This is a genomic window from Lachnospiraceae bacterium, from assembly GCA_022794035.1.
Taxonomy (GTDB): domain Bacteria; phylum Bacillota; class Clostridia; order Lachnospirales; family Bianqueaceae; genus CALWPV01.
The window spans coordinates 149,571-172,973 of sequence record JAAWDX010000010.1 but is presented as its reverse complement, the minus strand read 5'-3'; the positions used below and the strand labels follow the sequence as shown (position 1 = coordinate 172,973).

The window sequence follows — 23,403 nt, the reverse complement described above, 5'->3', positions numbered from 1 at the left end:
CGCTATGAACTCCTCTGTCCTAACCATCGCACAGCTGCAGCTCCCCGTCTGGCCCGATCAGGCCAAGACCCTCGCCCATATGTCAGAAGCCGTTTCGCAGGCCGCTGCACAGGGCGCCGATCTCATTGCCCTGCCCGAGATGTTCTGCTGCCCCTATGAGGTACAAAGCTTCCCGCTACACGCGGAAAAGGAGGGCGGCGCCATCTGGCAGCTTTGCGCTGATCTGGCCCGCCGGCACCAAATCTATTTGTCGGCAGGCTCCATGCCAGAGCTCGGCTGCGAGGGACAGATTTATAATACTGCTTATGTATTTGATCGTAACGGCCGCCAGATTGCCAAGCACCGCAAAATGCACCTGTTTGACATCAATATTAAAGGCGGTCAGTGCTTTCAGGAATCGCTCACGCTCACTCCCGGAAATGCAGTGACCACCTTTGATACAGAATTTGGCCCTATGGGCCTGTGCATCTGCTACGATTTTCGTTTCCCTGAGCTCGCCCGGCTCATGACGTTGCAGGGCGCCCGCCTGCTGCTCGTCCCGGCCGCCTTTAATATGACGACCGGCCCAGCGCATTGGGAGCTCACATTTCGGTCTCAGGCGCTAAGTAATCAGATATATGCTGTAGGCACTGCGCCCAGCCGCGACCTGAGCGCCTCCTATCACTCCTGGGGACACAGCATTATTGCAGACCCATGGGGCAGTGTCGTCTCGATGCTGGACGAAAAGGAAGCCATGCAGCTGACCCGCCTCGATCTCTCCTATACGGATCAGGTGCGGGAACAACTGCCTCTTTTGCGGCACCGCCGCACGGACCTGTATTCACTGCATACTCATGCTTTGCAGCCAGCGCAGCCCCATTCGGTACAGCCAGGCCTCTAACTGCCTGCGCATACTCTGACCGCTGCTCAGGCCTTCTTCTACCTTTTCCATTCCTTTGATGCGGTCTGCCGGGCAGCACTGATGCGCGAGCAGCTCCCTGCATTCTTCTTCAGAAAGCTCTGCAGGCGGCTTGTGAAAATACCGCTCGCTGGCTTTGGCAAGCCCTATGCAGTCCTTTCCAAATGGCTGTGTGTTTAAGTACAGCTCCAGAATCTCCTGCTTTGTATAGCTGCCTTCCAGATTTTGTGCCAGTATGCAGCAGACAATGCGCGGCGCAATACCTCTTTTTTCATCTGTATATAAATTACGGATCACCTGCTCTGTGATCGAGATATGCTCCCATTTTTTTAATGGATTCATATCCTTGAGCAGCAGCAGATAATCGATGCCCTTATGCTGGTAAAACCGTTCATCCTCAATCTGGATCAGCGCATCTATGTAATAGTCCGGCACCTCTTCTAGGATAAGATAGTCCGGATCCTTTCGGATATTTTCAATGCGTTCTATCATCTGCCCCTCTATCGCAATATGGCTATAGAGGCGGTAGCATTTGAACGCCGTTATGATAATCAATATGCCGTATACCGACAGCACCAAAATTCCTATGCCGTGGCGCAGCTTCATTTCTCTAGGCTCTCCCTTCGTGTGATTTGCCATCCCTGCGGGATTCTTGGACTCGCTTTGTTCCTTTATTTTATCATAAACCTTCCTCTATGTCCTTACATTAAACTTACATTTTACTTAAACCCTATGTAGTTTACAGCACGCCTAGATGCTCCAGCAAGATCTTAAGCCCCATGCCGATGAGCACAATGCCTCCGGCAAGCTCTGCCTTTTTTTGATAGCGGTCGCCAAACACATTGCCAAGCTTTAAACCGATCATCGACAGGATGCAGGTGATGCTGCCAATCAAAAGTACCGCCGGTATGATCTGCACCTGTAAAAATGCAAAGGTTACGCCCACAGCCAGCGCGTCAATACTCGTAGCCACGGCCAGCGGAATCATCGTTTTGACGCTGAAGGAATCATTGACTGACTCCTCTTCCTTACTGCAGGCCTCCCGGATCATGTTCACGCCAATAGCGCTCAGCAGCAAAAAGGCAATCCAATGATCGATGCTGACAATGGCCTGTTGAAAGCTCGTGCCCAGCAGGTAGCCAATCGCCGGCATAAGCGCCTGAAAGCCCCCGAAATAAAGCCCCACCGTGAGTGCATGCCGCATCCGTATCTTACTCACAGAAAGTCCTTTACAGACCGATACGGCAAATGCATCCATAGATAGGCCGACCGCAATTAAAATTAGTTCCCAAATTCCCATAAAAACCTCCGCTTTCATTCAGTGGCATGATAAAACCGTATAATAAACCGGGCACCCTTTTCACATCGGTTTTCTGCCTTAATGCTTGCTTTTTCTCTGAGCAGAATCATTCTGGTGAGCGCCAGTCCTATGCCGATGCTTTCATTGGATGCGTTTTTGCCTTTGTAAAACCGCTCAAACAGATGCGGCAGATCCTCCGGTGCAATGCCGCTGCCTTCATCCTCTATTACAAGCTCCGTAAACAGGGCGTTTTGTCTTCCGGTTACGAGGATCCGCCCGCCTAAGGGCATGCTCTCCATGCAGTTTTTAAAAATGTTGCTGATGGCTTCTGCGCTCCACTGCATATCTCCCCGGAAAAAGCAGCCCGGTGCAATCTCGACCTCCATGCGCTGCTGCCGCAGCTCCATCGGAATGGCTAAGGGCTCCCTTGCCTTTGCCACCAGATCCTGCAGTGCTATGACCTCCTGCTGCAGCACTACGCTCTCAGCATCCAGCTTAGAAATCCGCAGAAGGGTATGGATCTGCCAGTCCATGCGCGAAAGCAGCCGGCACATTTCCTGCACCAGCTCGCGCCGCCGAAGGGGCTCCAGATCTGGCTTTTGCAGCATGGACGCGACCAAATGAAGCGCCGTCAGCGGCGTTCGCAGCTGATGGGAAATATCAGCCAAAGAATCTGCCAAATACTGCTTTTCCTTTTTGAACTCATCCGCCTGCTGACGCAGCCGCATTGTCATTTTATAGATCTGACTCTCCAAAATGGCCAGCTCACCCTCCTGATAGCTGCTCACCAGCATAGCCTCCTGCTCATGCAGGATCGCATCAATCTCCTCATTCATCAGGGCAATTCTGCGGTAGCGCTGCCATGAAAAAAGAAAATGCACAGCGGCCACTCCCAAAGCTCCGGCCAGAGCCTGCCGGGAAAGCAGCGCGCAGAGCAGAAGGAGCCCTGCCACGATCAGCAGCTCCCTCCGCACCGCCGGATTACGCCAAAAGCTTTTACCTGTCATCCGCTTTTGCTCCTATCTGATATCCCAGCCCTCTCACCGTACAAATGAGGCGCGGCTCCTGCGGATTATCCTCAATCTTTTCTCTAAGACGCTTGATATACACCGTCAGCGTATTATCATTTACAAATTCTCCTGCTGCATCCCAGATCTCCTCCAGCAGATGATCCCTTGAGATCACCCCGCCCTTATGCGCCATCAGCGACAATAACAGCCGATACTCCAGTGCAGATAAAAAGATCTCCTTATCTCCCTTTGTCACGCGGGCTCTTTCCGGATCCACCTGCACATCTCCCAGCTGCAGCGTCTGCGTGCTTTGCTCTGTCTGCGTCTCCCGCAGCGCCTTTCGCATGCGGCTCACCAGCTCTCTGGGCCTAAAGGGCTTTGTCACATAATCACTCGCCCCCATGTCCAGCCCTGCCACCACACTGTACTCATCTTCCTGCGCCGTTAAGAAGATAATCGGCAGCTCCCTGTACTCCTGCCGAATCATCGTGCAAAGGGAAAACCCATTTCCATCCGGCAGAGAAATATCCAGCAGCACCAGATCAAACCCTTGCTGCGAAAGCTGCTGCAGCGCTTCCCGGCGCCCGCCGGCATCTGCCACCTCAAATCCCTCTTCCGCTAAAAACACGCTCAGGTTTTCTACGATGCTTTTATCATCCTCTATCAGCAGCACTCTAGGCCTCATCGCTCTGTTCTCCTTATTCGTTTTCCCGCAGCGCCTCCATGATCTGCCCCTTCTGAAGCTTCCTTCCGGCATAGAACATGGCCGCCATCAGTACGGCAAAGACGCCGATCGCCGAAACCGCCATCGCTTCAAGCGGAAGCTGATAAGGCCCGTCAAAGGCCTGATTGAGCAGCTCATACAGCACTCTTGAAAGAAGCAGCGAAACGGCCAGCCCCCAGGCCAGCGCCCGGCCTCCGTACAGCAGTGATTCTTCATTCATCATCTTCCACAGCCCTTTATGGCTCATGCCCAAGGAGCGCAGCACCGCAAACTCCTTTCTGCGCAGCAGAAGATTCGTCGAAATCGAATTAAATACATTCGCGGCGGCAATGAGCGCAATCAGCGCCACAAAGCCATAGGAAAACACGCGGATAATCGTCACCGTGCTGCGGCTGACCCGCCGCATCTGCCAGAAATCATACAGATCATAGTCCTGTGGCCACGCCTCGCCCCTGAGGTCCTGAATCTCCTGCATCACCTGACTGTGCGCCTCGCCCGTCTTTAAATAATACTCCATGCCTGCGCTGCCCGGCTCCAGCTCCAGCGCTTCTTTTTCTGAATAAGGATACACCATAATCGCAAAATAATCAATACCGCTAACGCCCATTGGCGGCTCCTCGACCCGGGCGCCTATTTCATATTCCTTTCCGCTTTGCAGCCGCATGCTCTTAGCCTGCGGATCCAGCAGCTGCTTCCAGCGGTACTGATGATTCTCTCGCACCACCTGCTGATCATACAGAATGCCCTTTCCCTGCAGCTTCTGCAGGTCCAGTCCCTGCTCCTGCACGTACCGCTCATAGGTCGCATCATCCAGCAAATAAAACTTAATTTGCTGCGTCTCTGCGCCCTCCAGCTGCTCATACAGCACCGCGGCATAGCTCACGCTCTCCACACCGTCAAGCCCGCGCAGCGTCTCATCCAGCAGCGGAAATGCCTCGTCATACACGCTCAGCTGGATATCCTCCTCATAGCTCTCCATCGCGCCCTGCACATCCTGCAGCACATAACTGCACACGCAGCTCGACGCCACCAGCAGCACCACGCTCAGCGCCAGCGAAAACGTTGTGATACGGTATTTTTTACGGCTCCTGCCAAAATAGCGTCTGGCCAAGAGCCCATTCGCTCCAAACCATTTCTGCATCCAGCGGCCGCTGCGCCTCTCGCGCTTTCCCACCTTCACGTCCTGATTTTTGCGGATGGCCTCCATGGCCGTGATCCTTTTTGCCCGCCGTGCGGGAATCCAGGCGGAAATGAACACCGTGACGATGGCAATGGCCGCCGCCAAGAGCAGGACCGGCCAGCTGACTGCAAGACTCATGCTCGCCTTCGTCCGCATCCATGCTTGAATGGCCCCCTCTAGGCAATGCAGGGTGATGCCGATCCCAATCAGGCCGCTGATGATGCCAAGCGGAATGCCGATACAGCTGACGATGGCGGCCTCATACAGCACACTGGCGCGCAGCTGACGCCATGTGGCTCCGATGGAGGAAAGCAGGCCGAACTGCTGTGTCCTCTCACTGACGGAAAGGGCAAAGGCATTGTAAATCAGCGCTACCGATGCTACTAAAATAAGCCCTAGGATAATCAAAACAACACCATAGATGGCAACCGCCCAGTTATTATACTGAAAGCTTCCCATGTATGCCAGAAGGCTTTCATTTTTGGTGGTACCGATCTGCATTTCTGTTAACAGGCTGTAGATCCGGTCCGGGTCCTTCGTCTTAAAATAGGCCTCGTAACTTCCCTCCGTCTGTGCCTCCAGCGCCGTAAGCAGCGTATAGCCGGGGGCCGAATATTCTTCAAAGCTCGGTCTCTGATAAAACCCAGTCACTACATAGCTCTGCTGCTCCCTCTCAATAAAGCTTTCTTCTTCCGCGCTATAGGGATTATACTGCGAAAGTCCTCCCGCTCTGTCGCCAAGCGTCAGCGTAAATTCCTCTCCCAGCGCATAGCGGTAACCGCCCTGATCCAGCAGATGCTCTGGGATCAAAATTTCATGCTCATTCTGCGGCATGCGCCCCTGTGTAAGGTTTAGTCTCATTTGCTGCGCAAAGCCCTCGCTGACGGCCAGCACATAATAATACGGCTTATCCTGATTTGCTTCTGCCTGCGGCCTCTCGGCATAACCCAGCTTCTTTGCATAGGCAATCTCGCTAACCTCTTCTCTTTGCTGAAGCTCCTGCAGCTGATCCTGCGAAAGCTGGTTATCTGCCGCATACCAGTCGCCCAGCGCCTCGATCGTGCCCTCTTTCATAAAATTCACAAAGCTGCTGCCGATGGAAAACACAGCTGTGATCATCGCTGTTGATAAAATCACGCCGATAATCGTTACAAGAGTGCGCACCCGATTTTTCTTAAGATTTTTCCGTGTAATTTTATGAAAGACATTCATCGGCGGATCACCTCGTCCCGCTGGATTTTGCCGTCGGCTAACGTGATCATCCGGTCTGCCTGCCAGGCGATATTTTCATCATGGGTAATCATGATCAGCGTCTGCCCGTATTCGCGGTTAGACTTTTTAAGCAGCGATACGATCTCCTGGCTGTTTCGGGAGTCCAGATTGCCGGTCGGCTCATCTGCCAGCAGTACAGCCGGCGCTGTCATCAGAGCGCGCCCAATAGCAACGCGCTGCTGCTGCCCTCCAGAGAGTTCGCTGGGCAGGTGCCGCTCCCGTCCCTCCATATTTAAAATATGCAGCAGCTCGTTCAATCTTTCTTCATTGATTTCACGCTGATCCATCAGCAGGGGCAGCGTCATATTTTCACGCACATCCAGCACAGAAACCAGATTGTAAAACTGATAGATCAGGCCTACCTGCCGCCGGCGGAACACTGCCAGCTTTTCATCATCCTGCTCAAACACATCCTGTCCGTCCATATACAGCTTGCCCTCTGTCGGACGGTCGACCGCTCCCAGAAGATGCAGCAGCGTAGATTTTCCGCTGCCGGAAGGTCCCATGATGGCAATGAACTCTCCCTTTTCCACTGAGAATGACACATGATCCAGCGCCACTACCTGATTGAGGCCGCTCCCGTAGGTTTTTGTCAGATTCTCTACCCGCAGTATTTCCATTGTAATCTCCATTTCCGGGCATTTTGAGACATGCCCTGATTTAATCTTTTTGATAAGCCCAGCATATCATATGAAGATGACAACCGCGTGACTTGCAAGTGACAGTTTTGTCACTTTATATAAAAGTCCCTAAAGAGCGGGCTTACCCAGGCTCTTCAGGGACTCTGTTTTTTAACTGAGCGGACAGTAATCAAAGCCTTCCTCTATCCGCAGCAAAAATTCACTAATCAGCTCAATGCAGTTTTCTAGATCGCTCCAGCTAGCTATCTCCACTGAGCTATGCATATAGCGCAGCGGAATCGAAACCAGTGCCACTGGTACGCCCTCGCCGGACAGGTTGACCTTATCTCCATCCGTACTGGTGCCGGCCGGCGCCAGCTCCCACTGCACAGGGATCTCTTTTTCCTGCGCGATCTGCTTGAAAAGCCTGTTCATCTTTTTATTGACAACCGAGCTCATGCAGAGCACCGGCCCCTTGCCAAGCCCTACCTCGCCGGTATGAGCCGGATTTGTCTCCGGTGCATCGCTCACCCATGTCACATCCACAACAATCGCACAGCTGGGCCTCACCCTGCTTGCTGCATAATAGGCGCCGCGCATCGTTGTCTCCTCGCCCACTGTCGTGGCCGCATAGATGCCTGCCTGCGCCCCTTTTTGCGCTGCGCGCTTTGCGGCTTCCAAAATCACAAAGGCACCTGTCCGGTCATCCAGCCCTCTTGAGGAGAAACGATCATTCAGCAGCTCGTGCACCTGCGTGTCTGCACATACGGGATCACCGACGGCCACATGCTCTAGGGCCTGCTCACGGGTTTCGGCTCCGATGTCGACCATCAGATCCTCTACCGCTACATCCCCTTTTTTGATCAGGGAGCTGGCTACCGCGACCACGCCGTCTACCTTTTGTCCTTCGTGCAGGATCTGCACCGGCGTCCCTACATAGAGCCCCGCGCGCACGCCGCCGGCCTTTGCCAGCCGCAGCATGCCATCGCTCTGAATATGCGTCACAATAAAACCGATCTCATCGATATGGCCGCAAAGAAGCACTTTGCAGGCAGACTCTGGATTGACCACCGAGATGGCATTACCGCTCGGATCACAGAGCTGCCCCTGCGCAAAGGACTGCCCATAGGCGAGCGCCTTCCGTTGCGCCTCTTCTTCATGACCGCTCACGGAGGGCGTGAGCAAAAGCTCCTTTAAAAATTCGCGGTTCATCTGGCTTCCTCCTCTGTATTCGTTCTGACGGCCTTCCACTCATGTGCCGATTCATATCCCTTATAGCGCAGCTTGCCTTCTTTTTCCTCAAATAAAGCCTCGCAAATATCCTTTTCCTGCGGCACCTTATACCGCGAGGTCAGCTCCTGCACGCGGCAGACCGGCTGCAGATAATGCAGCGCATTGTCGATCACCCGCAGCACCTGCTCATTATAATAGCTGGGAAGCGTCTCATGACCCGGGTGGAAATAAAAAATCTTGCCGCGTCCCCTGCGGTACAGATTCATGCCGCGGAAAATTTCGCCGCCCTTCCACCAGGTAACGCCCAGCAGCTCGTCCGGCTGCGGGATGTCAAACGGCTCTGCATAGGTTTCCTCTGCTGAAAGGTCCAGCGGGTTCTGTACGCCCTGTACGATGGGATGCGTTTCATCCAGCAGCCAGATATGTCCGTTTTCATTGGACTCTCTCCAGTGCACCGAGCAGCGCGTCCCCATAAGGCGCTGGAATACCTTCGATTCATGGCCGGAATGCAGCACGATCAGTCCCATGCCCTTGTTCACCGCCTCGCATACTCTGCTGACGACGGCATCCTCCACATCCTGATGATGCATATGCCCCCACCAGATGAGCACATCTGTCTCTGCTAAAGCCTCTTCCGTCAGTGTATCCCGATGATTTTCCAGCGTGGCATACTGAAAGCTCAGATCCGGATCCAGCTTTTGAAGCCCTTCTGCAATGGCCATATGAATTCCTTTTGGATACATCCTCTGTGCAGCCGAGCCCACTTTTTGCTCATGCATAAATTCATTATAAATTAAAACGCGCATGTCCTTCTCCTTTTTATTGATTATTTACGATACAGCTTTTGCGTCTGATAATACGGCGTGCAGGTCAGATATGTACCAAGCTTTCTAAAAACACCCTCGTCCACTGTGCTCAAAATCACGCTGGAATGCACCTCGCTCCCTGCCAGCCTGTCCAGCTGGTCCAGCGCCTTTTTGGCCGTATCGTCGCTGGCCGCGCAGATAGAAAGTGCGATCAGAATTTCATCTGAATGGAGCCGCGGATTTTGGCTGCCAAAATGATTGGTCTTGAGCCGCTGAATCGGTTCAATGACCGTCGGCGAAATCAGATCGACCTCTTTAGGAATCCCCGCCAGATGCTTCAGCGCGTTCATGATCACTGCTGCCGAGGCCCCCATCAGCTTTGAGGTGTGCCCCATGACCACGTCGCCGCTGGCAAGCTCCAGCGCCACGGCTGGCTCTCCCGTCTCCTCTGCCATCTGATGCGCTGCTCCGACAATCGGGCGCTCACTCGCCTCAAGCCCCAGCTGGCTCATCAAAAGCTCAATCTTGCGCACCTCTGTTTCGGTGCCCACTTCCTTTTTCAAATTGCACTGCGCCTGAAAATACCGGCGAAGAATCTCCTGCCGTGAAGCCTTTGACACGGCCTCATCATCAAAAATACAGTTTCCTGCCATATTAACGCCCATATCCGTCGGCGACTGATACGGACAGCTTCCATAGATCTTTTTAAACGTGGCTGACAGAACTGGAAAGGTTTCTACATCTCGGTTATAGTTGACGCAGATTTTATTGTAGGCTTTTAAATGAAAAGGATCGATCATATTAACATCATTCAGGTCCGCCGTCGCCGCCTCATAGGCCACATTCACCGGATGGCTGAGCGGCAGGTTCCAGATGGGAAAGGTCTCAAATTTAGCATATCCCGACTGCACACCACGCTCATGATCCTGATAAATCTGGGAAAGACAGGTCGCCAGCTTGCCGCTGCCCGGTCCGGGCGCCGTCACCACGACCAGAGAACGCGTAGTCTCTATGTATTCATTGCGCCCATATCCTTCGCTGCTGACAATTTTCGCTACATCTGAAGGGTATCCTTCAATCGGGTAATGCCGGTACACGGCAATGCCTTTGCTCTCCAAATGCTTCTGAAAGCTCTCCGCCATGGGCTGCCCGGCAAAGCAGGTCAGCACGACTGCGCTTACCTTGAGGCCGCGCTCTCTGAAATTATCGATCAGGCGCATCACCTCTAAATCATAGGTAATCCCCAGATCTCCGCGGATCCGTTTCTTTTCAATGTCTGCTGCATTGATCGCAATCACAATCTCGGCCTGGTCGGCCAGCTGCTGCAGCATTCTCATCTTGCTATCCGGCTCGAACCCCGGCAGTACCCTCGATGCATGATAATCATCAAACAGCTTGCCGCCAAACTCCAGATATAGCTTGCCGCCAAAGCTGGCAATGCGCTCCCGGATATGCTCCGACTGCATCCTCACATATTTTTCATTGTCAAATCCGATCTTCATCCTCTTCTCCCTTTCCTTAGTCTGCCTGATACCACATAATATATGCGTCTTCCTTCGGCTTTTCATAATATCCCGGCCGGATCCCCGCCGAGCTAAAGCCCACCTTCTCATAAAGTGAAATGGCCGCCCGATTGCTCACTCTGACCTCCAGCGTCCAGTACAGAATCCCCAGCTGCGTCCCCAGCGTGATCATCTCGCGCAGCAGCGCTTCGCCAATGCCTCGCTGCCGCCGCTCCTCGTCCACCGCAATATTCATGATATGACCCTCATCCAGCACCTGCCAGAAGCCGCCATATCCAACCAGCTCGCCGCTTTCCTCCGCGACCAGATAGTGTGCCTGCTCGTTTTCACAAATTTCCTTTTTCATAGCCTCTCTTGACCACGGCACCGAAAACGCCGCCTCTTCCAATTGACACACCCGGTCAAGATCCGCCTCACGCATGCTCCGTACGATCATCGTTCTGCCTGAGACAAAGCCTCAGCCGATAACCTTGCCTCCCTTTCTCGTTCTGCCTGAGGCTTACGCAGATATTCAATCGTCAGCTCGCTGCCGCAGATTCCTTTCACCAGCCCCTTCGCCAGCTTCTCTGCCGCTAAAGCTGCTGCTGCCGCGGCCCGCAGGTCCTTCAGGTGCGGCGGCGCTATATGATACTGCGCCCCCAGCAAAGCTGAAAGCTGCTCACGGTACAGGTCGGCGGCATCCCCCATGCACATACAGGGCTGTCCCCATGCCCGCAGCTTCTCTGCCAATTCCTGTATGCTGATCGCCTGCGGCTCCATCAGCACCTGCTCCCCGGCGTAAAGGGCGCTGTATACCTGTCCTCTGCGTGCATCCATCATCGGCACGCAGCTCATCCCTCCGCTGGCGCCATAAGCGAGCACCTCCAGCGTAGACAGCGGAATGACGGGGATCCCGAGTCCCAGCGCCAGTCCCTTAGCTGTGGCGGCTCCGATCCGGAGGCCGGTAAACGATCCCGGACCGCTGGTCAGGGCAATATAATCCAGCTCTTCCGGCTCACGGCCGGCCGCCTTAAAGACGGCATCTATCATGGGCATCAGCGTTTCTGAGTGAGTGAGCGCGCCGTTTGCCATCTGCTCGGCCAAAATACGGCCATCCTCATACAGCGCGGCACCAGCCACCTTGGCGGCTGCTTCGATTCCTAATATCAGCATGGCTTGGTTCCTTCTTTTATCGTAATTTTTCGGTATGATATGCCTTTGCTAAGCTCCTTTTCGATCTGGATCCAGCTCGCCTCCGGCGGGATTGCCTCGGGCACCTGATCGGCCCATTCTACCAGACAAACGCCGCTGCCGTTTATGTATTCTTCCCAGCCGATTTCAAAGAGCTCGTCCTCGTCCATAATCCGATATATATCAAAATGATAAAAGGGAAGCCTGCCCTGATACTCCTGTATGATGGTAAATGTGGGGCTGACAATGTCTTCCTGAATCCCCAGCCCGTCTGCCAGGCCTTTGGCAAGTACCGTTTTGCCGGTTCCCAGATCGCCGATCAGACAAAAAATCTGACCGGGGGCTGCTGCTTTACCTAGCTTTTGCCCAATTGCGAAGGTCTCTTCTTCTCCATGTGATTCTAAGATATGCAAGGGGCTCCTCCTTTCTTTTAACAGCTCTGCTATGCATTGATTAAGCACCACTCTCCTGCCGTGGATTGAGTGGTGCCCCATTTGATTGCTCCTGCTTTTACAGATTTATTCGTTGGCCCCGCCTTGCTGCGGCGCTCTTCCTTTCATCTGCATTAAGCTTATTTTTAATAGATCCTTGGTAGAATACATGCGGTACACATTGGAAACGGCCTGCTCATATTCCTCCTGCTGAAAGCTCTTTTGCCCGTCATCCAGCAAAAGCAGTCTGAATTTTCTGGAAAACTCTGGATTCATGCGAATCAGCCGGTGCGCCTTTAGGGTATTGTCATGACAATCGACCAAAAAGGCGTCGATCGCATAGCCTCTGTGCCCCTCTTTTAACTCGGGCAGCTCCTTGGGTGAATCGGAAAGCTGGCTGCTGTAGGCACAGTCTGACCAGTTCAGACGCCCAAATTTAGACAGAATAAACATCACCTTGCGTAGCTCGGTTACGGCCAGCTGATACTCGCCTGTTTTAAACTCCTGAATCTCTGCTTCGCTGGGTCTGTCGTACCGGTAGATTAGCATCATCGAATACGGTTCCACGGAAAACACGGCTCCCTCCTGACTGACCGGCGGAAGCGGAAAGGCCTCTCCTACTTTAAACTCCAGCATGCAGCTCTCCTTCTTGCCACTGCTCAATGGCAGCTAGCTTTTGAATGGCTCTGGTCTTGATCACCAAGCGCCCGTATTCTTTGATAATCACTTCAGTATGTCTGTTGATTGTCCATGTTTCACAGTATTGTGAAAGCAATGAAACCACATAGCGGATGCGCTGATCCATTTTTTTATAATGTACAATCAAATAATACTTTCCTTTTTGTTCATCATGATACAGCATATTCTTCAGGCCAACCTGCTGCGGAATATGCCGCGCGGCCCTGCACAGGCTCTCAAAATCAGGGAACGCATAGATCACTTCTTCCCCGTTCTCCGGAAGCTCCATGCTGCTCTGGCGACGCTTTGTTTCCTTTGTAGCGGCCTTAGGCTCCGGCGGTGCCTCCTTCTGATCGCGGCGTCCGTCCGGCAGATTACTGCCGAACAGAGCTCCCAGCTCTGCGGCGCCCGACACGCGCGTGACCGTGATTGTAAGCGTGCTCTCAGAAACCGGAATGGCTTCAATCATCAGAGGCTTTTCTGAAAAATCTACGCCGAATTGTTCCAGCGCTGTTTTCATCATATCATCAAAGAGGGCCTTTGTTTTCTCTGAACCATAGGCAAGCTCAGAAACTCTGAGATTGCGCTCCTGCAGATCTACCGCATTTAACGTAAACCGAATCTGATCCTGATTGATCCGCTCTGCCTTCATGTTCGTCACTCCTCTCTTATATCTTTTATCCATGTTTACTGAAAAGCGCTACCCATAAGCATCACTCACAGGCAGCGCCTTTCTTTTTTAATTCATCTAGCAAACCAATGCTTATGCTTCTTCGTTTTCCTTCTGAGCCAGATAGTCATTGATCTGCTTAATCACCTGCTCTGAATCGATGCCGTGAACAAAGCAGGCTTCTTCCAATGTCTCACCCTGTGCGGAGGGGCAGCCAACGCAGCCCATGCCGCTTGCCATTAAAATCGGAACTACAGCCTCATCTACCTGCAGCAGATCCGCAATAATCATGTCTTTTGTAACAGTTTTAGCCATTTTACTCTCCATTCCGAAGCACTTTAACACTGAGGAGGCGCCGCAAATATCAAATTGCGCCTGTGCTAAAAGCTATTTGTGGCGCTTCGGCACAAACAGCCGTGTAAAAAACCAGCTACTGAGTTGATTTTTCACACTAACACCTCCTGCTTTTGTTACAGTCCATATTATAATACAAATGCTCTTATTTTACAACTGCTACTGCTGACTTTTATCAGAGTTTCTTATCCCTTTAGGTATGGGTTGTCTGTTTTTTTAAATCGTGCTATGCTATTGGTAATCATTCTGCAGATGTCAGCCCGATTTTATAGTGGAGGATATTATGAAAAATTTTTCAAAATGGCTTTCTTTTGGCTTTTTGGCTTTGGCCTGCCTGATTTTAACCATGATTTGGGTTTTCCTTTCATCGGATAAGTCCTATCCGGAGGAAACGACCTATTTTTCTCTTTTAGGCGCTGCTCCGGAAGAAATCGATGTCATTGAATTTTACTATGCGCCGCAGGGTCTTCCTGAGTCCTATGAGCCTAGGCTTGTCCGCACGCTCACGCGTGAAAATCCAGAGACGGCCGTGCAATTTGAAGAAACGATCGCGGCCTTTGACTGTCACCTGAAAAAAATAACGACTGCTTCATGGGATGAAATGAAGCAGCATTTTCAGATTGGCAGCATGCAGGCTGTTTTCTGTGCCGGAGCTCAGAAATATACCCTGCCTGTTCTGGATGTGTATGAACGCGGCATCAGCGGTGCGCTGGTGGATTCTTGGGTACTGGCGGACGGCGCGCAGCTTTATGAAATCACGGACCTACCAAAAAGCAGAACCGAAAGTGATTCCTTTCCCTATGACCGGGGACTTGGTACGCGGCTCTTCCATTATGCCGGGTATCAATCCGTATATGATGCCGTCCTCGAAAATTATAACATATCAAATCCTTATGCTGATTTGCCGGTTCTTTCTTCTCCTTTGCTGTATCTGCTTGATCTGCCTGCCGGTCCTTTGGCTGGCTATGCTGACTCTCATCAGCTGCAGGATGTATTCGCCGGCTCATCTGATGTATTTTCCGGAGAAATCATCCGGATCAACCATGCTCCTCATGAAATTTACCAGATCCGGATTGACGCTGTCTTTAAAGGAGCGCTTGCACCTGGCGATGAGGTTTCTTTCTATGATCATAAGGGATATTTTCCTGATGCTCAGAGCTACTCCATCCGCAATTATGATTCAGAGCGGGCATTACGGGAAAAAAATACATATCTGTTTTTTATGCAGCCTAAAAGGGGCGGTGTTTATGATACGGAGCCTCTTTCACTCACCCCTTCTGACCGTTATTACGGTATCTGCGAAATCATAGACGGCCGCGTGTGGCCGCTGTGCAACACTAAGCCCGATACAGCTTGGGTGCAGGGCGAGACTTTGGAGGAGCTCATGCTGCGTTTGCAGCCAAATGAGTAGGTATTGGGGTTGTTGGGTTGTTAGGTTGTTTTTTGGGGGGTGGATGGTTTATGGGTTTGATTGAGGTCCGTCCCCACATGGATTTCCGGAAGTTGTCAGAAGCTATTTTTAAGCTATTTAACGTATCTTTTCTATTTTATCTCCGTTGGTGATCCCTTATCTGGGATGATTTAACGGGCAATTAGGAAATTTTGCCCGTTAGATATCGTGTCTATGTCCGTATTTAACGGGGCTATTTTCTGTTTTGACCCGTTATGCTGCGCTGTTACAGCACAGCATAACGGAGCTAATCACCGAAAGATACGTTAAAAATCAAAAAACCAGGTTTAAACAACGCCGACTACATGTACACAGCGTTGCTAGGTCATATTGATTGTCCCGTTCAGCCGTGTATAACAAAAAATTGAAATTAGCTGAACAGTTTCAGCTGGTCATGGCGGAACAGGAGAACAATGGTGGAAAATTACCCGTCATGAACAGCTTCTGAAAAGCAATATGGTGGAAGAAATTCCACCAAGGGTGGCGGAAGAGTTCAGAATAGCTGAAAAAATTCAGCTATATTTTCAATTTCAGCTATACTCGGCGCAGCCGCGGCCACTCACATATTTTCAATTTCAGCCATCATCGGCGCAAGCAATTTCCAGCAATTCCCAGCGGTCACAAGCACTGCGCTCCTATCCTAAAATTGCCACTTGCACATTTGAGTATTTTGTTGTATGATACCAATGTATCGTATGATAATGATCACATAATTTAATGGAGGTGTTTATAATGGCATACGTAATTAACGACGACTGCATTAGCTGCGGCGCTTGTGCTGCTGCATGTCCTGTAGAGGCTATCAAAGAGGGCGATGACAAATATGTTATCGATCCCGATACTTGCATCGAGTGTGGCGCATGTGCAGGAACCTGTCCTGTAGGCGCTCCTCAGCCTCAGGAATAAGATGTAATATAAAATAAAGCCGCTTATGCAAGCGGCTTTATTTTTTTGCCCGGATATTCGTCATCCGGCTTTTTTATATTGGCGTATGCATCAGGTTAGAAAAACGGGTATACTGCCCGTCATAGCGCAGCTTCACTGTGCCCACCGGGCCGTTTCGCTGCTTAGCAATGATGATTTCCGCGATATTCTTATCCTCTGAATCCGGATGGTAATATTCGTCTCGGTAAATAAACATCACCACATCCGCATCCTGCTCGATCGCACCAGATTCACGAAGATCTGACATCATAGGACGGTGATCAGCCCGCGCCTCCAGCGCACGGGAAAGCTGTGACAAGGCGATAACAGGAATTTGCAGCTCCCGCGCAAGCGTCTTCAGGCCACGCGAAATCTCTGAGATTTCCTGCTGCCGGTTATCACCGCTCCGGCCGCTGCCGCTCATTAGCTGCAAATAATCGATCATAACCAGATCCAGCCCATGCTCAATTTTCAGCTTCCGGCATTTCGAGCGAAGCTCTGCCAATGTGATGCCGCCCGTATCATCCAAATATACCTGTGCCTCCGAAAGAGGCCCCAGTGCTTCTACTAATCTCTCCCAGTCCTGATCTGTCATATTACCCGAGCGCAAATGCTCCATATCCACGCCTGCCTCGCAGGCCAGCATTCGATTCACAACCTGCTGCTTGGACATCTCCAAACTAAAGATGGCACAGGTTTTGCCGCCCCTTACCGCGGCATTTTGGATCAGATTCACACCCAGCGCCGACTTACCCATAGACGGCCTTGCTCCTATGAGCACCAGATCCGATGGATGCAGCCCCGCCGTCTTTTGATCCAGATCAATAAATCCGGTCGAAATCCCCGCGACCTCGCCGCCGTTTTGAGCAATCTTTTCGATCTCATCAAACGACTCCATCAGAACGTCCTTGATATGAGAAAAGTCATCGCTGCCCCGGTTTTGCAAAATACCGAAGACTTCCTTTTCCACCTGTTCAGAAAGCTGCTCAATCGGCGTTTCCGTACTGAAGCTCTCTGTCAGTACCTGATTGCCCAACTGAATAAATCTGCGATAAAGTGCCTTATCCTTTACAATTTTCACATACTGCCGAATATGTACCGAATTAGGCACCGCAGCCGCAATCTGACTCAGATATTTCATATCGCCGGCCGCTTCCAGCTTACCGCGGCGCTCCAACTGACTCTTAAGCGTCACAAGATCAACCGCGCGCCCCTCCTGATACAGATCCAGCACCGCTTCAAAAATCTCCTTATGCCGCAGATTATAAAAATCCTCGGCTTTCAGATTCTCAGCAGCCACATTCACCGCTTCATGATCAATCAGGACCGATCCCAACACCGACTGCTCCGCCTCCTCACTGTGCGGCGGAATCCGGGGAACCAGCTTTTCGTCAGCCATCATTCTCCACCTTTAAGCGAATTTCAGCCGCCGCCTTTGCATGCAGCTTGATCGTCACGGTATATTCCCCCACGCCCTTGATCGCGTCCGGCATCTGAATTTTTTTCTTATCCACCTTCAGGCCCAGCTGCTTTTCAGCCGCCTCCGCAACATCCTTGCTGGTGATCGAGCCAAACAGACGGCCTCCGTCTCCAGCCTTCGTGCGGATCACCACTTCCTTGCCTGTCAGCTCCTTCGCCAGCGCCTTGGCCTCTTCCTCTTCCTTGCGTTTACGGTTCTCCTCGCTGCCCTTCTTGACCTGCCATTCATTCAGCACGGCCTTATTGGCCTCGATCCCCAGCTTTTTCGGCAAAATAAAATTTTTGGCATAGCCGTCGCTCACATCGACAATCTCGCCCTTTTTCCCCAGCTTCTTTACATCCTCTGTCAAAAGTATTTTCATAATGCTCCTCCGTTTCTCTATTTTACTTAGGCTTTCTTGCTGTCACAGCCTCAATTGCTTCCTCCAGTCTCTTCTGCGCCTCATCCAAACTGACATCCTTCAGCTGCGCACCCGCCATCGTCAGATGACCGCCGCCGCCCAGCTCCTCCATGATGAGCTGCACATTAATCTCTCCCAGCGATCTGGCGCTGATATTCACCTGCTGATGATCCATCTCCGTCAGCACAAACGAAGCATGGATCCCGTGGATATCCAAAAGCTCATCCGCCGCCTGCGCCGCTACCGTCGTCGCATTGGGCAGCTCGCTGCTCCATGTCGCAATGGCCATCTGATTGCTCAGAATCTGCGCATTGCTGATCACCTGCGCCTTCGCCTTATAATCTCCCATATCATTCTTAAACATCTTCCGCACGCGTACGCTGTCCGCCCCTCTTCTTCTCAGAAAGGCTGCCGCCTCAAAGGTTCGCACCCCTGTCTTGACCGTAAAATTCTTGGTATCGAGGGCGATCCCTGCAAACAGACCATCCGCCTCTATCGAACGCAGCGAAAGATTCTCGACCATATACTGCAGTAGCTCCGTCACCATTTCACTGGCTGAGGAAGCAAAAGGCTCTACATAAGAAACGCCCACGCCCTCTACACTGTCGGCGCTCGTGCGGTGATGATCGATGACGGCAATGTTCTTCGCCTGATCCACCAGCTCCGGAAATTGCACGATTACCTTGCGGTTTACATCCACCAGGATCAATAGCGTATTAGCGCCCAGATACTCTTCAGCCTGCTCCTTATCGATCAGAACATTCATATAATCCCTGTCTTCATCCACGCGCCGATAGATATACTCCACCGCCGCATGCTTCTCGCGGCTCATCACAATGTTCACAGGCTTTTTCAGCTCAAAGCAGGCCCGGTACAGCCCCAGCGCCGCGCCGAAGCTATCCAGATCCGGATTGGCATGCCCCATAATCAGTACCCGGTCGCTCGCTGAGATCAGCTCCTTCAGCGCATATCCGATCAGTCTGGCCCGTACTCTCGTATTATTCTCCGTTGTGGTCGTCATGCCGCCAAAAAAGTGCTGCGTATCCTTGTTTTTCACCACAGCCTGATCACCGCCGCGCCCCATCGCCAGATCGACGGAGGAACGTGCATATTTTCTGGCTGTTGCCAGCTCCTTATCCTCACCCACGCCAATACTCAGCGTCGGCGGAAATTTGTTGCCAATGCTCAGCTTCTTGACCTCTTCCAATACCTTAAACTGATTTTGATACAGCTTCTCCAGATTTTTATGCGGGAAAACCACATAAAAACGGTCCCGCTCCAGCTTTGTCAAAATACCGCTCACTTCCGCAGAAAAATCGCTGAGCCGCCTAAACAGCATTGCCTCTAGCAGCGGACGCCTGTTCTCTTCCATGCTGTTAAAAATCTGATCGTAATTATCCACATAGATCAGCGCAATGACCGTCTGCTGATCCAAATTCTCCTTTTCCAACTGCATCTCTCTGGTCACATCCTGCAGACTCAGGCTGTACACTTCTGTATAGCTTTTCAGATCCAGCTGCTCCGATCCCTTATCCCGCAGGCGAATCTGACTCATCACCGCTTTAAAGAAATGCCCATCCAGCTCAATCATCTTGCTCAGAGGATCCCAATCCGGCTTCTCGCTGCCCCAGTCGATCTGCAGCTCCTCGATCGTCTTGCCGATACAGTCCTCATATTTTACCAATTTACGGAACGCTTCATTGTACCAGACAAGGCGCAGGGTAGCGCTAAAAAGCGCATACGGATATTCCCACTGATTCATGTACTGCTGGTACTCATTGCCCAAATCGACCGCGTTACTCAGCACACGCTCGCGAATGGTTTGCTTCAGCACCCGGTTTACATAAAGCGCTATGCCCGAGATCATCAAGAAGACCACGGCGGCAAAGATCGTATTTCCCGGCGTATTATACACAAAATTCAGCGCCACATTGACAGCCAGCACGGCCATCACAATATATAACAATACGGTATAAATCTTAAATCCAACATCTGTCTTTTTATCCACTCGCGACCCTCCTTTTTACTCATTTTACCATATAATTACTGCAAAACCATTACAAAGCTGTTAATTCTTTCCTACATTTGGATTGATCTCGCTGCCCTCGCGCAGAATGCGGCGCACCCGCTTCTCCAGCTTCTCGCGCGGCAGCATCACCTCATGGCCGCAGCCCATGCAGCGCAGCCGAAAATCAATCCCCGTCCGCAGCACCAGCCACTGCTTGCTGCCGCAGGGATGTTCTTTTTTAAGCAGCAGCACATCCTTTAGCCGAATATCCATCAGCCCTCTCCTCCCGCGCATCTTACAAAGCGCTCAAACAGCGCCCTCTGCAGCGGATCCTGCATCATCCGCTCCGGATGCCACTGCACGCCTACAAAATATGTAAGCTCCGGCTTTTCAATCCCCTCGATGATCCCGTCCGGCGACTCCGCCGTAATCTCAAAAGGATAGCTCTCGCTTCTGGCTACTGCCTGATGATGAAAGCTATTGACCCGGGCGCCAGCGCCTAAAATAGAACGCAGCTTACTGCCTTCCTTCGTGCGCACCTCATGCGTCGGATACCAGGTTGCCGCCTTCTGCTGATGCTGACAGCCAGTGACCTTGTTTTGAATCTCCTGATACAGCTTTGCACCGGCAGCTACTGCCATGAGCTGTATTCCGCGGCAAATGCCAAAAACCGGAATGTTTCTTTGCATCGCCTCCCGGCAAAGCTTCACTTCAAATACATCGCGAAACGGACAGATTTCACCGTTTTCCTGCTGCAAGGCCTCTCCATAAAAAGCAGGGTCTATATCAGCACCTCCTGTAAACAGGATGCCGTCTATCCGTTCCAGAAGCTCTTCGTCCAGCTCATATTGCCGGATCCATTTTGCGGCCGCGCCGCTCCATTCCTGCGGCACTGTAGTCCTCGGATAAACCGTCAGGGGCACGCCGCCGGCCAGCCACACGGCGTGCAGATACTCCTGCTTCAGATAATACTGGTTGGTCTGCATATTATAGTCGCCGGTAACAGCGATAACGGGTTTTTTATTCATGGATGATTTCCTTTTTGTTGCCTTTTTGCAGGATGTGATGATAATCCAGATAGTCGTAGATGCCGTCCTCGAAGGCCGGATGGAAGCTGCGAAGCTCTTCAAGGCTAAGCTCCTCGATGGCGCAGCCCTTATCCTCACAGGCGATGACGATCTGTCCGACAATGCCGTGCGCATCGCGGAAGGCCACGCCCTTGGATACTAGATAATCCGCTACCTCCGTGGCGTTTAAAAAGCCTTTTTTCACGCTTTCCTGCATCACATCCTCTCTCACCCGGAGGGTGGAAACAACGCCATGCATGATGTCGAGGCAGGCAGCTACCGTATCGAGCGCATCGAAGAAGGCCTGCTTATCCTCCTGCATATCCTTATTATATGCAAGCGGAAGCCCCTTCATCACTGTAAGAAGCCCCATGAGATCGCCAAACACGCGGCCGCTTTTGCCGCGCACCAGCTCGCAGGCATCAGGGTTCTTCTTCTGCGGCATGATGCTGGAACCAGTCGCATAGGCGTCGTCGATATCGATAAAGCGAAATTCCTGACTGCTCCACAAAATGAGCTCCTCACACAGGCGGCTCAGATGGACCATGATGATGGACATATCGCTCATCAGCTCTAACAGATAGTCACGGTCGCTGACGCCGTCGAGGAAATTGTCAACGGGCTTTTCAAAGGACAGTGCCTGCGTCGTCTGCCAGCGGTCGATAGCATGCGTGGTGCCAGCCAGCGCCGCACAGCCCAGCGGATTTTCATTTAAGAGCGCAAGCGCATTTTCGAGCCGTTTTTTATCCCTGCTGAGCATGCTCTCATAGGCACCCATATGATAGGCAAAAGTGACCACCTGCGCACGCTGCAGATGCGTATAGCCGGGCATTAAGCAGGGGTGCTCGCTTCCTTTTTTGTGCAGTGCATCAATGAGCATCTGCACCTTATCGACCAAAAGCTCTGCCTGATCACGTGCATACATCCGCATATCCAGCGCCACCTGATCGTTGCGGCTGCGACCAGTATGCAGCTTTTTGCCTACATCACCGATCCGGCGGATGAGCTCAGCCTCCACAAAGGTATGGATGTCCTCTGCATCCTCGGCTTTGCCGGAAAGCGCCAGCCTGCCCTCGCCGATATCTTCCAGAATGCCCGTCAGGCCCTGCATGATGGCCTCTGTCTCTTCCCTGCTTAAAATCTGCTGTTTTCCCAGCATCAGCACGTGGGCAATGCTGCCCGTTAGATCCTGCTCATATAAACGATAGTCAAATGGAAAGGAGGAATTAAAATCCTCCATCATTTGATTTTCCTGCTGACGAAACCGTCCTCCCCAAAGCTTCATACTCTTTCTCCATTCCTGCTTTTCAGCTCAATTTGTGCAATCTCTGGTGCAATGCCGATTCTAGGCCCTCCCAGGCCGCAGCTCACCAGCATATGTGTTTTTCCCTTTTGATAAGCGCCGTGTGTATAGCGGGGCAGCCATCCCTGTCCCGGCGCCAGAAGGCGGCGGCCTCCCGGCAGCTTCATCAGACCTCCGTGGGCATGCCCGGCCAGCACCAGATCAAGCCCCAGCTCTTCATACAGCGCCAAAAGCTCCGGCCTGTGCCCCATCGCAATCCGGTACATATTGCCCGTCAAAGGCTTCAGTGCTCTTTTATATTCTTCTTTTATCCTATCATACTGCGCCGGCTCCTCCTTGAGCGGAGTATGATAGGAGGTCACAAACCCGGTCAGCGCAATACACTCGCCGCTGCGCTCCAGCACGGTGCTTTGATCAAGCAGCATATGCACGCCCATTTTCTTAAGCGAGCACAGCATTTTCGTTTTATGCCAGGCCCTGGCCTCATGATTGCCGATAATCCCATATACCGGCGCCAGCGGCAGCAGGCCCTGCACCAGCGTATCCACGCAGAGCTGATCCTGCTTTTGATAATCCATATCGATCCAGTCTCCGGTAATCAAAATCAGATCCGGCTGCAGGCTGCACACGGCTTCGATGAGCCTTTCCTGTCTGCGGCCAAACCAGCGTCCGTGCAGGTCGGAAATCTGCACGATGCAGTAGCCATTAAAGGCAGGCGGGATCCTGCGGCTGGCAATCCGGTAGCGCCGGACGGCGAGCCGGTCCACTCCCGGCAAATAGTTCAACAATTCTACAATACGGCTCAGCACCTTTCGGGCGGGGTTTCTTCTGTCTTTGGGATTCACACTGTACCTCTCCTGATTTTATGCTTTCTGCCTATTATACCGCGCTTTGGGATATGG

Annotated in this window: 26 protein-coding genes; 4 read left to right on the top strand and 22 right to left on the bottom strand. The window is 52.1% G+C overall.

The features are described from left to right. The first annotated feature begins 4 nt into the window (after positions 1 to 4). Positions 5 to 880 carry a carbon-nitrogen hydrolase family protein gene (locus HFE64_09115; GenBank protein ID MCI8633620.1) on the top strand — a complete coding sequence of 292 codons (876 nt, stop codon included), beginning with the start codon at positions 5 to 7 and terminating at the stop codon, positions 878 to 880. On the opposite strand, the gene HFE64_09110 is transcribed toward HFE64_09115, so the two are convergent. The 15 genes from HFE64_09110 to HFE64_09040 form a co-directional block, all read right to left on the bottom strand. Beyond that, positions 821 to 1,537 carry a transglycosylase domain-containing protein gene (locus HFE64_09110; protein MCI8633619.1) on the bottom strand — a complete coding sequence of 239 codons (717 nt, stop codon included), beginning with the start codon at positions 1,535 to 1,537 and terminating at the stop codon, positions 821 to 823. The genes HFE64_09115 and HFE64_09110 overlap by 60 nt on opposite strands. 100 nt (positions 1,538 to 1,637) lie before the next feature. Then, complete coding sequence (locus tag HFE64_09105; GenBank protein ID MCI8633618.1) at positions 1,638 to 2,198, bottom strand: manganese efflux pump; 561 nt, start codon at positions 2,196 to 2,198, stop codon at positions 1,638 to 1,640. Positions 2,199 to 2,212: 14 nt separating this feature from the next. Continuing rightward, a complete protein-coding gene (locus HFE64_09100; GenBank protein MCI8633617.1) occupies positions 2,213 to 3,205 on the bottom strand; it encodes a HAMP domain-containing histidine kinase in 993 nt (330 codons plus the stop codon). Further along, on the bottom strand, positions 3,195 to 3,893 hold the full coding sequence (locus HFE64_09095; GenBank protein MCI8633616.1) for a response regulator transcription factor: 699 nt from the start codon (positions 3,891 to 3,893) through the stop codon (positions 3,195 to 3,197). The genes HFE64_09100 and HFE64_09095 overlap by 11 nt, the downstream gene beginning before the upstream one ends. 13 nt (positions 3,894 to 3,906) lie before the next feature. Beyond that, a complete protein-coding gene (locus tag HFE64_09090) occupies positions 3,907 to 6,324 on the bottom strand; it encodes an FtsX-like permease family protein (GenBank protein ID MCI8633615.1) in 2,418 nt (805 codons plus the stop codon). Beyond that, positions 6,321 to 7,004, bottom strand: coding sequence for an ABC transporter ATP-binding protein (locus HFE64_09085; protein MCI8633614.1), 684 nt, complete (start codon positions 7,002 to 7,004; stop codon positions 6,321 to 6,323). The genes HFE64_09090 and HFE64_09085 overlap by 4 nt, the downstream gene beginning before the upstream one ends. Before the next feature lie 171 nt (positions 7,005 to 7,175). Next, a complete protein-coding gene (locus tag HFE64_09080) occupies positions 7,176 to 8,216 on the bottom strand; it encodes a M42 family metallopeptidase (GenBank protein MCI8633613.1) in 1,041 nt (346 codons plus the stop codon). Beyond that, on the bottom strand, positions 8,213 to 9,043 hold the full coding sequence (locus tag HFE64_09075; protein MCI8633612.1) for a trehalose utilization protein ThuA: 831 nt from the start codon (positions 9,041 to 9,043) through the stop codon (positions 8,213 to 8,215). The genes HFE64_09080 and HFE64_09075 overlap by 4 nt, the downstream gene beginning before the upstream one ends. Before the next feature lie 20 nt (positions 9,044 to 9,063). Further along, complete coding sequence (locus HFE64_09070; GenBank protein MCI8633611.1) at positions 9,064 to 10,545, bottom strand: DUF1846 domain-containing protein; 1,482 nt, start codon at positions 10,543 to 10,545, stop codon at positions 9,064 to 9,066. 16 nt (positions 10,546 to 10,561) lie between these two features. Further along, positions 10,562 to 11,002: a ribosomal protein S18-alanine N-acetyltransferase gene (gene rimI, locus HFE64_09065; protein ID MCI8633610.1), complete on the bottom strand. Its 441-nt coding sequence runs from the start codon at positions 11,000 to 11,002 to the stop codon at positions 10,562 to 10,564. Continuing rightward, positions 10,999 to 11,718 (bottom strand): tRNA (adenosine(37)-N6)-threonylcarbamoyltransferase complex dimerization subunit type 1 TsaB, encoded by a 720-nt coding sequence (tsaB, locus tag HFE64_09060; GenBank protein ID MCI8633609.1) that lies wholly within the window; start codon positions 11,716 to 11,718, stop codon positions 10,999 to 11,001. Before tsaB ends, rimI begins: the two co-directional genes overlap by 4 nt. After that, positions 11,712 to 12,149 (bottom strand): tRNA (adenosine(37)-N6)-threonylcarbamoyltransferase complex ATPase subunit type 1 TsaE, encoded by a 438-nt coding sequence (gene tsaE, locus HFE64_09055; protein ID MCI8633608.1) that lies wholly within the window; start codon positions 12,147 to 12,149, stop codon positions 11,712 to 11,714. The genes tsaB and tsaE overlap by 7 nt, the downstream gene beginning before the upstream one ends. 105 nt (positions 12,150 to 12,254) lie before the next feature. After that, a complete protein-coding gene (locus HFE64_09050; protein ID MCI8633607.1) occupies positions 12,255 to 12,803 on the bottom strand; it encodes a hypothetical protein in 549 nt (182 codons plus the stop codon). Further along, entirely contained in the window at positions 12,790 to 13,530 is a 741-nt protein-coding gene (locus HFE64_09045; protein MCI8633606.1) for an adaptor protein MecA, read from the bottom strand. Before HFE64_09045 ends, HFE64_09050 begins: the two co-directional genes overlap by 14 nt. Before the next feature lie 78 nt (positions 13,531 to 13,608). Further along, the gene (locus tag HFE64_09040; GenBank protein ID MCI8633605.1) at positions 13,609 to 13,830 is read right to left on the bottom strand and encodes a DUF1858 domain-containing protein; all 222 of its coding nucleotides are present in this window, start codon (positions 13,828 to 13,830) and stop codon (positions 13,609 to 13,611) included. A gap of 322 nt (positions 13,831 to 14,152) precedes the next feature. Here HFE64_09040 and HFE64_09035 point away from each other — a divergent pair, with 322 nt between their 5' ends. From HFE64_09035 to HFE64_09025, 3 genes are all read left to right on the top strand, one after another. Then, on the top strand, positions 14,153 to 15,280 hold the full coding sequence (locus HFE64_09035) for a hypothetical protein (protein ID MCI8633604.1): 1,128 nt from the start codon (positions 14,153 to 14,155) through the stop codon (positions 15,278 to 15,280). Positions 15,281 to 15,775: 495 nt separating this feature from the next. Continuing rightward, on the top strand, positions 15,776 to 16,000 hold the full coding sequence (locus tag HFE64_09030; protein ID MCI8633603.1) for a hypothetical protein: 225 nt from the start codon (positions 15,776 to 15,778) through the stop codon (positions 15,998 to 16,000). Between the two features lie 51 nt (positions 16,001 to 16,051). Beyond that, positions 16,052 to 16,225 (top strand): 4Fe-4S binding protein, encoded by a 174-nt coding sequence (locus HFE64_09025; GenBank protein MCI8633602.1) that lies wholly within the window; start codon positions 16,052 to 16,054, stop codon positions 16,223 to 16,225. Between the two features lie 73 nt (positions 16,226 to 16,298). On the opposite strand, the gene dnaB is transcribed toward HFE64_09025, so the two are convergent. From dnaB to HFE64_08990, 7 genes are read right to left on the bottom strand one after another with little or no spacing between them, the layout of a single operon-like run. Continuing rightward, positions 16,299 to 17,642 (bottom strand): replicative DNA helicase, encoded by a 1,344-nt coding sequence (gene dnaB, locus HFE64_09020; GenBank protein ID MCI8633601.1) that lies wholly within the window; start codon positions 17,640 to 17,642, stop codon positions 16,299 to 16,301. Then, the gene (locus HFE64_09015; protein ID MCI8633600.1) at positions 17,635 to 18,084 is read right to left on the bottom strand and encodes a 50S ribosomal protein L9; all 450 of its coding nucleotides are present in this window, start codon (positions 18,082 to 18,084) and stop codon (positions 17,635 to 17,637) included. The genes dnaB and HFE64_09015 overlap by 8 nt, the downstream gene beginning before the upstream one ends. A 22-nt stretch (positions 18,085 to 18,106) precedes the next feature. Beyond that, positions 18,107 to 20,131, bottom strand: a complete 2,025-nt coding sequence (locus HFE64_09010) for a DHH family phosphoesterase (protein ID MCI8633599.1) — start codon at positions 20,129 to 20,131, stop codon at positions 18,107 to 18,109. A gap of 60 nt (positions 20,132 to 20,191) precedes the next feature. After that, on the bottom strand, positions 20,192 to 20,404 hold the full coding sequence (locus tag HFE64_09005) for a DUF951 domain-containing protein (GenBank protein ID MCI8633598.1): 213 nt from the start codon (positions 20,402 to 20,404) through the stop codon (positions 20,192 to 20,194). Continuing rightward, positions 20,404 to 21,159, bottom strand: coding sequence for a gamma-glutamyl-gamma-aminobutyrate hydrolase family protein (locus HFE64_09000; GenBank protein ID MCI8633597.1), 756 nt, complete (start codon positions 21,157 to 21,159; stop codon positions 20,404 to 20,406). The genes HFE64_09005 and HFE64_09000 overlap by 1 nt, the downstream gene beginning before the upstream one ends. Beyond that, on the bottom strand, positions 21,152 to 22,483 hold the full coding sequence (gene argH / locus HFE64_08995) for an argininosuccinate lyase (protein ID MCI8633596.1): 1,332 nt from the start codon (positions 22,481 to 22,483) through the stop codon (positions 21,152 to 21,154). Before argH ends, HFE64_09000 begins: the two co-directional genes overlap by 8 nt. Beyond that, positions 22,480 to 23,346, bottom strand: coding sequence for a metallophosphoesterase (locus HFE64_08990; GenBank protein MCI8633595.1), 867 nt, complete (start codon positions 23,344 to 23,346; stop codon positions 22,480 to 22,482). Before HFE64_08990 ends, argH begins: the two co-directional genes overlap by 4 nt. Positions 23,347 to 23,403: the final 57 nt, after the last annotated feature.

Bases quoted from the DNA above. Each gene is read 5' to 3' on its own strand.
- HFE64_09025 (MCI8633602.1), top strand. From the start codon at position 16,052: ATGGCATACGTAATTAACGACGACTGCATTAGCTGCGGCGCTTGTGCT.
- HFE64_09030 (MCI8633603.1), top strand. From the start codon at position 15,776: ATGGTGGAAGAAATTCCACCAAGGGTGGCGGAAGAGTTCAGAATAGCT.
- HFE64_09005 (MCI8633598.1), bottom strand. From the start codon at position 20,404: ATGGATATTCGGCTAAAGGATGTGCTGCTGCTTAAAAAAGAACATCCC.
- argH (MCI8633596.1), bottom strand. From the start codon at position 22,483: ATGAAGCTTTGGGGAGGACGGTTTCGTCAGCAGGAAAATCAAATGATG.
- HFE64_09115 (MCI8633620.1), top strand. From the start codon at position 5: ATGAACTCCTCTGTCCTAACCATCGCACAGCTGCAGCTCCCCGTCTGG.
- HFE64_09075 (MCI8633612.1), bottom strand. From the start codon at position 9,043: ATGCGCGTTTTAATTTATAATGAATTTATGCATGAGCAAAAAGTGGGC.
- HFE64_09085 (MCI8633614.1), bottom strand. From the start codon at position 7,004: ATGGAAATACTGCGGGTAGAGAATCTGACAAAAACCTACGGGAGCGGC.
- HFE64_09100 (MCI8633617.1), bottom strand. From the start codon at position 3,205: ATGACAGGTAAAAGCTTTTGGCGTAATCCGGCGGTGCGGAGGGAGCTG.
- HFE64_09110 (MCI8633619.1), bottom strand. From the start codon at position 1,537: ATGGCAAATCACACGAAGGGAGAGCCTAGAGAAATGAAGCTGCGCCAC.
- HFE64_09095 (MCI8633616.1), bottom strand. From the start codon at position 3,893: ATGAGGCCTAGAGTGCTGCTGATAGAGGATGATAAAAGCATCGTAGAA.
- HFE64_09035 (MCI8633604.1), top strand. From the start codon at position 14,153: ATGAAAAATTTTTCAAAATGGCTTTCTTTTGGCTTTTTGGCTTTGGCC.
- HFE64_09015 (MCI8633600.1), bottom strand. From the start codon at position 18,084: ATGAAAATACTTTTGACAGAGGATGTAAAGAAGCTGGGGAAAAAGGGC.
- rimI (MCI8633610.1), bottom strand. From the start codon at position 11,002: ATGATCGTACGGAGCATGCGTGAGGCGGATCTTGACCGGGTGTGTCAA.
- HFE64_09045 (MCI8633606.1), bottom strand. From the start codon at position 13,530: ATGGATAAAAGATATAAGAGAGGAGTGACGAACATGAAGGCAGAGCGG.
- dnaB (MCI8633601.1), bottom strand. From the start codon at position 17,642: ATGGCTGACGAAAAGCTGGTTCCCCGGATTCCGCCGCACAGTGAGGAG.
- HFE64_09050 (MCI8633607.1), bottom strand. From the start codon at position 12,803: ATGCTGGAGTTTAAAGTAGGAGAGGCCTTTCCGCTTCCGCCGGTCAGT.
- HFE64_09070 (MCI8633611.1), bottom strand. From the start codon at position 10,545: ATGAAGATCGGATTTGACAATGAAAAATATGTGAGGATGCAGTCGGAG.
- HFE64_09080 (MCI8633613.1), bottom strand. From the start codon at position 8,216: ATGAACCGCGAATTTTTAAAGGAGCTTTTGCTCACGCCCTCCGTGAGC.
- HFE64_09000 (MCI8633597.1), bottom strand. From the start codon at position 21,159: ATGAATAAAAAACCCGTTATCGCTGTTACCGGCGACTATAATATGCAG.
- HFE64_09040 (MCI8633605.1), bottom strand. From the start codon at position 13,830: ATGGCTAAAACTGTTACAAAAGACATGATTATTGCGGATCTGCTGCAG.
- tsaB (MCI8633609.1), bottom strand. From the start codon at position 11,718: ATGCTGATATTAGGAATCGAAGCAGCCGCCAAGGTGGCTGGTGCCGCG.
- HFE64_09105 (MCI8633618.1), bottom strand. From the start codon at position 2,198: ATGGGAATTTGGGAACTAATTTTAATTGCGGTCGGCCTATCTATGGAT.
- HFE64_09090 (MCI8633615.1), bottom strand. From the start codon at position 6,324: ATGAATGTCTTTCATAAAATTACACGGAAAAATCTTAAGAAAAATCGG.